The organism is Pseudomonas sp. ITEM 17296 (assembly GCF_028895205.1).
Lineage (GTDB): Bacteria > Pseudomonadota > Gammaproteobacteria > Pseudomonadales > Pseudomonadaceae > Aquipseudomonas > Aquipseudomonas kermanshahensis.
In genome coordinates this window covers 64,131-75,974 of record NZ_WJRS01000011.1, presented here as the reverse complement: position 1 = coordinate 75,974, position 11,844 = coordinate 64,131, and the positions used below count along the sequence as shown (strand labels likewise).

The 11,844-nt window shown below is 64.2% G+C and carries 11 protein-coding genes; 5 read left to right on the top strand and 6 right to left on the bottom strand.

Annotated elements, in window-relative coordinates; all coding sequences use genetic code 11:
• The first annotated feature begins 125 nt into the window (after nucleotides 1–125).
• Together GIB19_RS14440 and GIB19_RS14435 are read left to right on the top strand one after the other, a co-directional pair.
• The gene (locus GIB19_RS14440; protein WP_099454405.1) at nucleotides 126–1,445 is read left to right on the top strand and encodes a flavin-containing monooxygenase; all 1,320 of its coding nucleotides are present in this window, start codon (nucleotides 126–128) and stop codon (nucleotides 1,443–1,445) included.
• On the top strand, nucleotides 1,445–1,861 hold the full coding sequence (locus tag GIB19_RS14435) for a RidA family protein (protein WP_027593581.1): 417 nt from the start codon (nucleotides 1,445–1,447) through the stop codon (nucleotides 1,859–1,861). The genes GIB19_RS14440 and GIB19_RS14435 overlap by 1 nt, the downstream gene beginning before the upstream one ends.
• Here the strand turns inward: GIB19_RS14435 and GIB19_RS14430 are convergent.
• From GIB19_RS14430 to GIB19_RS14415, 4 genes are read right to left on the bottom strand one after another with little or no spacing between them, the layout of a single operon-like run.
• A complete protein-coding gene (locus GIB19_RS14430) occupies nucleotides 1,852–2,658 on the bottom strand; it encodes a sugar phosphate isomerase/epimerase family protein (protein ID WP_274886942.1) in 807 nt (268 codons plus the stop codon). The genes GIB19_RS14435 and GIB19_RS14430 overlap by 10 nt on opposite strands.
• Nucleotides 2,655–3,395, bottom strand: coding sequence for an SDR family NAD(P)-dependent oxidoreductase (locus GIB19_RS14425; RefSeq protein ID WP_027593583.1), 741 nt, complete (start codon nucleotides 3,393–3,395; stop codon nucleotides 2,655–2,657). Before GIB19_RS14425 ends, GIB19_RS14430 begins: the two co-directional genes overlap by 4 nt.
• Nucleotides 3,392–4,741 (bottom strand): MFS transporter, encoded by a 1,350-nt coding sequence (locus GIB19_RS14420; protein ID WP_085274278.1) that lies wholly within the window; start codon nucleotides 4,739–4,741, stop codon nucleotides 3,392–3,394. The genes GIB19_RS14425 and GIB19_RS14420 overlap by 4 nt, the downstream gene beginning before the upstream one ends.
• A 42-nt stretch (nucleotides 4,742–4,783) precedes the next feature.
• Nucleotides 4,784–5,611: an amidohydrolase family protein gene (locus GIB19_RS14415; protein WP_027593585.1), complete on the bottom strand. Its 828-nt coding sequence runs from the start codon at nucleotides 5,609–5,611 to the stop codon at nucleotides 4,784–4,786.
• Nucleotides 5,612–5,758: 147 nt separating this feature from the next.
• Here GIB19_RS14415 and GIB19_RS14410 point away from each other — a divergent pair, with 147 nt between their 5' ends.
• Nucleotides 5,759–6,712, top strand: coding sequence for a LysR family transcriptional regulator (locus tag GIB19_RS14410; RefSeq protein ID WP_274886938.1), 954 nt, complete (start codon nucleotides 5,759–5,761; stop codon nucleotides 6,710–6,712).
• 50 nt (nucleotides 6,713–6,762) lie between these two features.
• Here the strand turns inward: GIB19_RS14410 and pgm are convergent, their stop codons facing one another.
• Nucleotides 6,763–8,400 carry a phosphoglucomutase (alpha-D-glucose-1,6-bisphosphate-dependent) gene (pgm, locus tag GIB19_RS14405; protein ID WP_265970284.1) on the bottom strand — a complete coding sequence of 546 codons (1,638 nt, stop codon included), beginning with the start codon at nucleotides 8,398–8,400 and terminating at the stop codon, nucleotides 6,763–6,765.
• Nucleotides 8,401–8,548: 148 nt separating this feature from the next.
• Between pgm and GIB19_RS14400 the strand changes: the two genes are divergently transcribed.
• Together GIB19_RS14400 and GIB19_RS14395 are read left to right on the top strand one after the other, a co-directional pair.
• Nucleotides 8,549–9,196, top strand: coding sequence for a DUF1345 domain-containing protein (locus tag GIB19_RS14400; protein ID WP_252823774.1), 648 nt, complete (start codon nucleotides 8,549–8,551; stop codon nucleotides 9,194–9,196).
• A 252-nt stretch (nucleotides 9,197–9,448) separates the two neighbouring features.
• A complete protein-coding gene (locus GIB19_RS14395; protein WP_027593589.1) occupies nucleotides 9,449–9,709 on the top strand; it encodes a DUF1652 domain-containing protein in 261 nt (86 codons plus the stop codon).
• On the opposite strand, the gene GIB19_RS14390 is transcribed toward GIB19_RS14395, so the two are convergent.
• Nucleotides 9,706–11,793: a putative bifunctional diguanylate cyclase/phosphodiesterase gene (locus GIB19_RS14390; RefSeq protein ID WP_274886929.1), complete on the bottom strand. Its 2,088-nt coding sequence runs from the start codon at nucleotides 11,791–11,793 to the stop codon at nucleotides 9,706–9,708. The two genes, GIB19_RS14395 and GIB19_RS14390, sit on opposite strands and share 4 nt — an antisense overlap.
• Nucleotides 11,794–11,844 lie beyond the last annotated feature (51 nt).

Here is an 11,844-nt window from a genome sequence, read left to right as displayed (position 1 = left end):
CGTTTTATCGGCAAGCCCTAGCTAAATACTATTTTCGCCATTTGCGCAGCGTCCCTAGTCTGGCCCCAGGCAACGGCGGTCCTCCAAACCGACCTGACAAAAACCGCCTGATAAAGGGCTCGGACATGACTTTGAACAACCTCGAAATCGACACCCTCGTCGTCGGCGCCGGCCAAGCCGGCGTGGCCATGAGCGAACACCTGAACAAGCTCGGCGTGCCGCACCTGGTGCTGGAGCGCAAGCGCATCGCCGAAGCCTGGCGTACGGGCCGCTGGGACTCGCTGGTCGCCAACGGTCCGGTCTGGCACGACCGCTTCCCTGGGCTGGAATTCAACCTCGACGCCGATGCCTTCGCTGGCAAGGATCAGGTTGCCGACTACTTCGAACAGTACGTGCGCAAGTACAACCTGCCGGTGCGCACCGGCATCGAGGTGAAGAAGGTGGTGCGCAACAGCGATCGCCCAGGCTTCACCATCGAAACCAACGAGGGCGTGATCCGCGCCAACCGCGTGGTTGCTGCCACTGGCCCGTTCCAGCGCCCGGTGATCCCGGCCATCGCGCCAAAGGACGAGCGCCTGCACCAGATCCACTCCGCCGCCTACTACAACCCCGAGCAGCTGCCCGCCGGCGCCGTGCTGGTGGTGGGCGCCGGTTCTTCGGGCGTGCAGATTGCCGAAGAACTGATGCGCGCCGGGCGCCAGGTGTACCTGTCGGTCGGTGCCCATGACCGCCCGCCGCGGGCCTACCGCAACCGCGACTTCTGCTGGTGGCTGGGTGTACTGGGCGAGTGGGACGCAGAAATCGCCAAGCCTGGCCGCGAGCACGTGACCATTGCTGTCAGCGGCGCACGCGGCGGCCACACCGTGGACTTCCGCGCCCTCGCCCACCAAGGCATGACCCTGGTCGGCCTGACCCAATCGTTCGCCGATGGCATTGCCACCTTCCAGGACAACCTGGCAGACAACATCCGCCGTGGCGACGAAAACTACCTGGCCCTGCTCGATGCCGCCGATGCCTACATCGAACGCAATGGCCTGGACCTGCCTGAAGAGCCGGAGGCGCGCAAGCAACTGCCCGACCCTGAGTGCCTGAGCAACCCGCTGCACACACTCGACCTGGCCCAGGCCGGCGTCAGCACCATCATCTGGGCCACCGGCTACGGCGTGGACTTCAGCTGGTTGCAGGTCGACACCTTCGACGCCAACGGCAAGCCACAACACCAACGCGGTGTTGCCCGCGAACCCGGTGTGTACTTCCTCGGCCTGCCCTGGCTGTCACGCCGCGGCTCGTCGTTCATCTGGGGCGTGTGGCACGACGCCAAGCACGTCGCCGGGCACATCGCCACGCAACGGACCTACCTGGCCTACCGCGACAGCGAGCAACGTGCCGCGGATGAGCAACAACAACCCACGATCAGCAACGTCAGCACCCTCGGAGCCCACTGATGCCAACCCATACCCGTATCCGCATGTTCAACACCAAGGTCACCTACCCTAATCAGACCCTGGACAACGACCTGTGCCAGGCGGTGCGCGCCGGCAACACCATCTACGTACGCGGCCAGGTGGGTACTGACTTCGAAGGGCGCCTGGTAGGCCTGGGCGACCCTCGGGCACAAGCTGAACAGGCGATGAAAAACGTCAAGCAACTGCTTGAGGAGGCCGGCTCGGACCTTTCGCACATCGTCAAGACCACCACCTACATCACCGACCCGCGCTTCCGCGAGCCGGTGTACAAGGAAGTCGGCAAATGGCTCAAAGGCGTGTTCCCGATCTCCACCGGGCTGGTGGTGGCGGGCCTGGCCCAGGCCGAGTGGTTGATGGAAATCGATGTAATCGCCGTGGTGCCGGATCAGGCCTGACCTGCCGGCACCCCGCTCAGCCAGGCCTGCGTGACTCGCGCAGCTGCCCTTAGCCGCTCTGCCCCGTGCAAGTGGGCAGACGGCACCTCGACGCTGAGGCTGATGTCGCGGGGCAAGGCTGCGAGCAACTGCGCCAACGGCAGTTGCCCGTGGCCAGGCAACTGCCTGCCCTCGCGCGCTTCCTGGATGATGCCGCTGTCGGGTGGTGCCTGCAGTGGGGCATCGCACAACTGCACGGCGCGCAAGTAACGCGGGTCGATTCCGGCAAGGTCCGCTACCGCTGCGCCAGCGCGAAACAGGTGCAGGGCATCGACCAGCACGCTGCTGTTGTCCTGCCCCGCCCCTGCCACCACGGTATAGGCCTGGTGCACGTTCGCCACCGGCCGCCAGCGCATGAATTCAAGGTCCACGCGCACGCCATAACCCCCTGCCAGCTCGCACAAGGCCGCGAAATGCCCGGTCAGCCGCGCGACATCGGCATCATCGCCCGACACCGTCAGGCTGACCGCCCCCAGCTCCGCACCTGCCGCCAGCAAAGGCTCGTAATCGGCGACCACCACCTCGGGCGTCAATGACACGAACTCGATATCAGCGACCCGCACGCCCTCACCCGCCATCACCGCCTTGAGCTCACGCAGCGCCAGGCTGCCCGCCGTTACCGGGTAGGCCAGCGCACCCGGCATCACCGGATGCAGGCGCAGCCCCACCGCGCTGAAGCCGGCACGGCTCGCCTCGCGCACCAGCACGGCTGGCGCCAGGTCCAGTGCCGTCAGGTGAGCGACGCCCAGGCCTCTCAATAGGTCGCCCTCCCGCCACTGAGGTCGAACACGAAGCCGGTGGTGAAACTGCACTCTGGCCCGGCGATCCAGCTCACCATGTTGGCGATTTCCTCGACCTTCAGGAAGCGCCCCATGGGGATTTTGGCCTTGCTCGCTGCGATGTGCTCCGGGGTCATTTCGGCCATCAGCGGCGTTTCTACCATCGCCGGCGCCACGCAGTTGAGCAGCACGCCATCCTGCGCCAGCTCCTTGGCTGCGGCCTTGGTGAAGGCGATCACGCCTGCTTTGGCCGCCGAGTACGCCGAGATGTACTGCACGCCATCCTTGCCCGCCATCGAGGCGACGTTGACGATGCGTCCGTAGCCGCGCTCGCGCATGTGCGGGATGGCGGTGCGGCAGCAATAGAACACTCCGTTCAGGTCAATGGCGATGACCTTGTCCCAGGCCGCTGGCGGGTATTCCCAGGCGGGTACCACTGGGCCATTGATACCGGCGTTGTTGACCAGGATCTCGACCTGCCCGACGTGTGCAAGCACGTCGGCAAATGCCGCTTCCACCGACGCCAATGATGAAACATCGACAGACTGGCGCAGCACCGGCTCAAAGCCGTTTTCGGCTGTGTCCCAGCCATCGACCGCCAAGTCCCAGATCACCACGTGGGCACCTGCGGCGTGCAGCCGCTGTGCAATCCCCAGGCCGATGCCACGCATGCCGCCGGTGACGATTGCAGTCTGCCCTTGCAGGTATTGGCTCATTGCTTTGCTCCATTTTCGAGGTTAGGGATGTCTGGCAGACGACGCAGGTCGCTCACCATGAACAGGTAACACAGGGCACCGAGGACGGTGATCGACGACACGAAGGCCAAGGCCCAGACGAACGACCCGGTCATCGAAACGATGATGCCGATGGTCAACGGGGTGACGATGCCCGCCGCGTTGGCGAACAGGTTGAACAGGCCACCGCTCAAGCCCAGCAGGCCCTTTGGCGCGATGTCGGAAACGATCATCCAGGCCAGCGCCGACATGCCTTGGGCGAAGTAGGCGATGCAGAGAATGGCGATTACCAGCGCGTCGGACTCGACATAGTTGGCCAGCACGATCACCGACGCGGTGAGCAGGCCGGCAATCACTGGCAGCTTGCGCGCCACGTTCAGGGAGTAGCCGCGGCGCAGCAAGGCATCGGACAACCAGCCACCGACCAGGGTGCCCAGCGAGGCGGCGATGAACGGCAGCACCGCGACCCAGCCAACCTTCAGCCACGGCATGTGCCGCTCGGTGACCAGGTAGGTCGGGAACCAGGTCAGGAAGAACACGTTGGTCGAGTTGCAGGCAAACTGCCCCAGGCAGATGCCCAGCATGTTGCGGTGCTTGAGCAGAGCCGGGATCTGCGACCAGCGGAATACCGTGGCTTTCTGGCCACCGTCGACCACGCCACCGCCAGCTGCGATGTAGTCGAGTTCGGCTTTGTTCGCCGTGGTGGACTGGTGCGGTTCATGGTACTTGCGCCACCAGACCAGGCCGTAAAGGATGCCCATCAGCCCGACCGCCATCAGCAGAAAACGCCAGCCGTAGGCGTGCAGTACCCAGAACAGCAGCGGCGTAAGAAACGCCAGCCCCGTGTACTCGGCAAAGGTGTAGATGCCAGTCGCCCTGGCCCGCTCACTCTGTGGGAACCAGGTCGCCACCACGCGGCTGTTGGTGGGGAAGCACGGCGCTTCGGTCACCCCCACCAGAAAACGCATGCCCAACAGCGACAGAAAGCCCTGGGCCAACCCTTGCAGGCCGGTGAACAGCGACCACAGCGTCAAGGCCAACCAGTACGTGAACTTGGTGCCCAGCCGGTCGATGAGGATCCCGCCGGGGATCTGGGCCGCCGCGTAGGTCCAGGAAAACGCCGAGAAGATCACGCCCATCATCGCGGCGTTAAGGCCCAGGTCGGCACTGATGCTAGGCGCCGCTATGCCCATCACGCTGCGGTCGAGGTAGTTGATCATCGTGCCGCCGGAGATCAGCGCCAGAATCATGAAGCGGGTGCGGGTACGTTGTTGCAGGCGTGCAGGCGTGTCGAACGCCCCCACGCCGAGGTTCTGTTCAGTGTTCATGACGGTTGCTCTCTTGTTATTGGAATGGCAAAGGGCGGTGCGCTAGGCAAAACCGAACAGACGTCGCGGCGTGTCCCACATGACGGTGCGGCGCAGTTGCGCATCTGGCATCAGTTGCTCGGCCAGTTTCAGCAGCGGCCCGTAGTCCACCCGCGAGCGCTGGCGAATGAACGGCCAATCGGAGCCCCACACGCAGGCCTGTGGGCCAAACGCTTCGAGCAGTGCATGAACGTAGGCACTGCTCTGCGCCTGCAGCGCATCGGCCGAGGCGAACTTCTGCATGCCGGACAGCTTGACGCTGGCCCGGCCGCTCGCGGCCAACCGCAACAAGGCCTGGAAACCCGGTTGGTGAATACCGGCGCTCACCTCCGGGCGGCCGCAATGGTCGATCAACACGCGCGCCGACGTGCGCTCAAGCAGCCCGCGCAGCGCCAGCAACTGGTCTTCGCACACCTGAATCTGCGCAAACAGGTCGAGCTCGGCGAGCTTGCCGAACAACCCGTCGGCTGCATCCAGGCTCGCCACACCGTACAACGCCGGGTTGAAGGCCACCCCGACCACCCCTTGCGCCTGCAACGTAGCCAGCGCATCCAGGGTGATGTCAGGGCTAACCACCGCCACCCCCTTGAAACGCCCCTGCCCAGTGGCGAGCGCGCTCAGCAGGCAGCTATTGTCGGTGTGGTAGCCACTGTTCGGCCCCACCAGCAAGGCATGCTGCACGCCATAGGCGTCCATCACCCGGTTGAATTGCTCAAGGGTGGCGACCTCCTGCCCGGACGGGGCGTAAGGCGCGTCGGGGTGGTAGGGAAAGCGCGCGGGATCAAACAAATGGTTATGGCAATCGATCTTGGGTTCATCGAAGATGTTCACGCAACACTCCCGTCAAGCGCCGCTGCGCTTGCCTGCAGATCTTGTTATTGTGCGCCGCGAAGGCGACTCGGCAGGCTTCAAGATACTGCGTGCCCGGCGTCTGCGCTCATACCCAGATGGCGAAGACCATAACCAAAGGTAATGCTTATGCCCCTCGACCATGACGGCTCGGAAGCCCGCAACCTGGTGTTCAAACTGCGGCACATGGAAGTGTTTCGTGCGGTGATGTTGACGGGCTCGATCAGCGCGGCGGCGAAGATGCTCTACGTGTCGCAGCCGGCCGTGAGCAAATTGATCCAGTACATCGAGGGGCGGCTGGCGTACCGCTTGTTCGAGCGCATCAACAACCGCCTGGTGCCGACCCACGAAGCGCAGATTCTGTACCGCGAAGTCGAGCGGGTGTATCAGGCTGCGCTGGAGGTCAATGAATGTGCGTTGTCACTGGGCAGTGGCGGCCACCGTAACCTGCGCATCTCGTGCAGCGCCTCGCTGTCGACCGTGGTCATCCCGATTGCGCTGGCCCAACTCAAGCGTGAGTCACCCTCGCTGAACATCGAGTGGCAGACCTCGTTGATGGGTGAGATGCCGAACCAGATCCTGTCGAAGAAGGTCGACCTGTCGATTGCCGCCTTGCCGGTGATCCACGATCACCTGCATTCACGCGCGTTCATGCGCGGGCGCATGGTGGTGGTGATGCCGCCGGAGCATGCCTTGGCGCGGCATCCGTCCCTGGCGCTGGAGCAACTGCAAGGCCATGCCCTGCTGCTGTTCAGGCCCGACATGCCGTTCGGCAAATTGCTGGCCGAACACATCCACCAGCGCGGGCTGCAGTTGGAGTCGCTGTTGTCGTTCACCAATGCCAACGAAGCTGTGGCCTTGGTCAAGCAAGGCATGGGCATTAGCTTGATCGACGAGTTCGTGGCGCAGGACAGCGGCTTGACGGTGGTCCCCCTGGCCGACGAAATCCACTTCGACATCAGTGTCGTCTATTCGCGCTTCGAGCCACCTTCGCACTCGGCGCTGCACCTGATGCAGGTGCTGCATGCGCAGGCCCTGAAGCTGGGGCGGGGGATCGAGGGGTTCGCGTTGCCAACCCCTTGATGAACCGGGGCCGCCCGGCGATGGGCTGCAAGGCAGCCCCTTGAGTACAATCAGGCGATCGCCGCGTCCACCAACACCTGCGCTTCCTGCACCAGGCGCTGCAGGTGCGCCTCGTCGATAAAGCTTTCGGCGTAGATCTTGTAGATGTCCTCGGTGCCCGACGGCCGTGCGGCAAACCAGCCGTTGGCGGTCATCACTTTCAACCCGCCAATCGCCTGGCCGTTACCCGGCGCATGGCTGAGGATCTGCACGATTGGCTCACCAGCAAGCTCTGTCGATTTGACCTGCTCAGGTGCCAGCTTGCTCAACAACGCCTTCTGCCGAGCATCCGCCTTGGCCTCGACGCGCGTGGCGTACGGCTTGCCCAGTGCTGCGGTCAGGTCGGCATAAGCCTGGCTCGGGTTGCGACCGGTGCGTGCGGTCATCTCGGCGGCCAGCAAGGCCGGGATCAAACCGTCCTTGTCAGTGGCCCAGACCGACCCATCGCGCCGCAGGAACGAAGCCCCCGCGCTCTCCTCGCCACCAAAGCCCAACGACCCGTCGAACAGGCCCTGGGCGAAGAACTTGAAGCCCACCGGCACTTCGAACAATTTACGGCCCAGGCGCTCGGTAACGCGGTCGATCAGGCCACTGGACACCACGGTCTTGCCCACGGCTGCGTCGCTGCGCCATTGCGGGCGGTGGCGGAACAGGTAGTCGATGGCCACGGCCAGGTAGTTGTTCGGCTGCAGCAGGCCATCCGGGGTGACGATGCCGTGGCGGTCGTGGTCCGGGTCGCAGGCAAAGGCCACGTCAAAGCGCTCGCGCAGGCCGATGAGGCCCTGCATGGCGTAGGGCGAGGATGGGTCCATGCGGATCTGGCCGTCCCAGTCGACGGTCATGAAGCGGAAGGTCGGGTCGACCTCGCTGTTGACCACTTCCAGGTTCAGCTTGTAATGCTCGGCAATCGCCGACCAGTAGTTAACCCCGGCGCCGCCCAGCGGGTCGACGCCCAGGCGCAGGTTGGCGCTGCGAATCACGTCGAAGTCGATGACATTGCCCAGGTCTGCCACGTAGTGGCTCACGTAGTCGTGGCGGTGCGTGGTGGCAGCCTTCAGAGCCTGGGCATGGTCCATGCGTTTGACGCCAGCCAGGTTCGCAGCCAGCAGCTCGTTGGCCTTGGCCTCGACCCACTTGGTCACGTCGCTGTCGGCTGGGCCGCCATTGGGCGGGTTGTACTTGAAGCCACCGCTTTGCGGCGGGTTGTGCGACGGCGTGATGACGATGCCATCGGCCAGGCCCTGCTCGCGGCCACGGTTGTAGCACAGGATGGCGTGGGATACCGCTGGGGTCGGCGTGTACTCGTCGTCTTTGGACAGCATCACCTGCACGCCATTGGCCGCCAGCACTTCCAGGGCACTGGCCGTGGCCGGTGCCGACAGCGCATGGGTGTCGGCGCCAATGAACAGCGGGCCATCGATGCCCTTCTCCTGGCGGTACAGGCAGATGGCCTGGGTAATGGCCAGTACGTGGTACTCGTTGAAACTCAGCTCCAGCGAGGTGCCTCGGTGCCCCGAGGTGCCGAAGGCCACCCGTTGGGCCACCACGCCAGCATCGGGGCGGCCGGTGTAGTAAGCGGTGAGCAGTCGGGGGATATCGACCAGCACGCTGGCCGGAGCCGGCTTGCCTGCCAAAGGACTGAGCGTCATGCAGAAACCTCGAGTTCAACGAATGTTGGTGTTGGAACGTGCAGTGTACTGAGAGTTGCAACGCCGCGCGACGGGCGACGCGATGAAAGCCGCCAGCACCTGGCGATGGTCTAGAGTATTAGCCACCACTCCCCGGCAACGAGGCCCCATGGCTTTTCACCGCCTTACACGTACCCACCCTCGCCTCACGTTCGCCACCTTGGTCGGCATTATCGGCGCCTGGCTGATCCCTGCCGGTGACACGGTCCAGCACATTCTGGTCGGCTGGAACCTCGGCGTCTGGCTCTACCTGCTGCTGGTCCTGTGGCTTACCTGGAGCGCCAACCCGGAAAAGGTCCGCAAAGTTGCCCAGGTCGAGGATGAGAACGCCGGCCTGGTCCTGCTCACCGTCTGCATCGCTGCCATCGCCAGCCTGGCCGCGATCACCTTGCAACTGGTCTCCAGCCGCGGCCTGCAAGGCAGCGCCCTGGCCCTGCACTACCTGTACACCGGATTGACCGTGGCCGGCTCCTGGCTGTTGATCGGCTGCATCTTCAGCCTGCACTACGCCCGGCTGTTCTATACCGGCCAGAACCATGAGCCCCCGCTGCGCTTCGCCGATGGCGAGCGCAACCCGGATTACTGGGACTTTCACTACTTCTCGTTCACTATCAGTGTGGCGGTGCAAACGTCCGATGTCGGCGTCGCTGGCAGGGGGTTACGCCGGGTGGTGCTGGCACATTCAGTGGTAGGGTTCGTGTTCAACACCGCCATTCTGGGGTTCACCATCAACATTGCGGCCGGCCTGCTGGGGTAGCACGCACCGCTCGTCCGAAAACCCTGTGCGGTAAATGCGGCCGTGACCTGCGGCACCCCGCAAGGAAAACGTTTGCCAGGCGAGCTGCCGGTGGATGGCGGCCTTAACAGCAATGTGACCTGGGTCAAACCTCCACGATTCCGGCGTATTCCCACCCTGGGCAATGGCGTGGCAGGTGCTATGGTTACATTCCCGGCGGCCGTGCACGCGGCCTCCCGCTCACCGCGTCCAGGTACGGACAAGGAGGCTGGCATGAACAAAATGACGTTCCCGAACGCCTGCCAGGTGATGCGCTGGCATTTCCACCCGCTCGGCTTCGAAGCCAGCATGGATGCACCGCGCAGCATGATCGCGCGCCTGTTCGACCGCGCCACCGGAGAAACCTTGCTGGCCATCGCAGGCATCCCCTGCGCTGCGATCATGGCCGCTGCGGATGTCGAGCGCATCATTGAAGCGGTCGAGGCTGAGATGGACGCCTTCGTACCCGTCTTCGCCCTGCGCGACGCAGGCTAGACTGCCACCTCGGGCGTCTCCCGCATGGCCTGCAATTTGCCCATGAATTGCTCGGCCGGCACCGGTTGCCCGAGCAGATAACCCTGCAGCGAATCGCACCCCAGGCGGGTGAGGAAGTCTTGCTGCTTGTCCGTCTCTACCCCTTCGGCAACGATGCGCAAGCCCAGCGCCTGGCCGAGTGCGACAATCGCCGAGACGATCGCGGCGTCATCGCTGTCCTGCTCCAGGTCACGCACAAACCCCCGGTCGATCTTCAGTTCGTTGGCCGGCAGTCGCTTCAGGTACATAAGGCTGGAATAGCCCGTGCCGAAGTCATCGATGGACAGGTCCACGCCCATGTCGGACAGGCGCTGCAACACTGTCAGGCTGGCATCGGCATCATGCATGGCGGTGGTCTCGGTAATCTCCAGGGTCAGGCAGTTGGCCGGCAGGCCGTTTTCGCGCAGGGCCCGGGCCACGCTGTCGACCAGCCCCGCATGGCAAAACTGGATGGCCGACAGGTTGACTGCCATACGCCACCCCTGGTGGCCCTGGTCCAGCCACTGGCGCATCTGCCGGCAGGCTTCGTCGAGCACCCACTCGCCAATCGGGATGATCAGGCCGGTTTTTTCCGCCAGGCCAATAAAACGGTCAGGCAGCAACAGGCCCTGCTGTGGGTGCTCCCAGCGCAGCAGCGCTTCGGCACCGATCGGCTGGCAGGCCTGGGCATCGAACTTGGGCTGGTAGTGCAGGCGGAACTGGCGCTGCTCCAGGGCTTGGCGCAGGTCCTGCAGCAACTGCAGTTGCTGCCGGGCATTGCTGTTCATCGACACGTCGAAGAAGCTGTAGCCGTTTTTACCGGCGCTTTTGGCGTGGTACATCGCGGCATCGGCATTGCGCAGCAACTCGTGCTGATCCTGGCCATTGCCGGGGTACAAGACGATCCCCAGGCTGGCCGTGAGCTGCAAATCATGCTCGGCGACGCGGAACGGCCGCGACACCAGGTTGACCTGCTTGACCGCCACATCCATGGCATCGTTGGGCTCCTGCAACTCCACCAGCAGCACGAACTCGTCGCCGCCAATGCGCGCCAGCGTGTCCTGGCTGTGCAAATGGCCGCGCAGGCGCGCCGCCACGGCCTTGAGCAGCAAGTCGCCGACGTGGTGACCAAAGGCATCGTTGACCGGTTTGAAGCCATCCAGGTCGATGAACATCAGCGCAAAACAACCGCCCTGCTCCGCCACCTTGGCGATGGCTTGCTCGATGCGGTCGGCCAACAAGGTGCGGTTGGGCAGGTCGGTAAGTGTGTCGTGCAGGGCCAGCTGGGTCAGTTCCTGGTTGGCCAGGGTCAGCGAACGGGCCAGTTCCGCCGTGCGCGCTTCGAGGCGTGCGTCCAGTACCGAGGTCAACAAAGCTACCGCCAGCACTGCCAGGGTGGTGATCAACACCAGGTAGACCAGCCCGTCGCCTTGCAGCCCACTGGCCAGCGCACCACAGAAACTGCCCTCGGGGAAATTGGCTGCGGCCATGCCGGTGTAGTGCATACCGACGATGGCCATCCCCATGATCACTGCTGCCAGGCCACGAATCTGCCGGACGTAAGGGGTGTGCTTGCGCAAGCGGAACGCGATCCACAACGCCGCTGCCGAGGCGCCCACGGCAATCATCAGCGAGGCGCCGAACAGCGCAGGGTCATAGTCGATGCCCGGCAGCATGCGCAGGGCGGCCATGCCGGTGTAGTGCATGCAACTGATGCCCGCGCCCATGATCAACGCGCCAAAGCCCAGTTGCAGCCAGGGCAGGCTCGGCTGGCTCACCAGCCACAAGGCAAAGCCTGACGACAGCACGGCGATCAACAGAGAAAACGCAGTCAACCCGAGGTCGTAGCCCAGGTCGATGGGTAGGCTGAACGCGAGCATGCCGATGAAGTGCATCGACCACACGCCGACCCCCATGGCCAACGCACCTCCCCCCATCCACAGGTGCACAGCCCTGCCCTTGGCCGTCGCGATACGGCCGGTCAGGTCAAGGGCGGTGTAGGACGCCAGGATCGCCACGCACAGCGAAATCAACACCAGCGAAGAGGAGTAGCTACCGGTCAGCATTGGGAGTTCCAGCGACGGGCCAGGGGGCCCGGAAAAAGCTGACGATTGTAC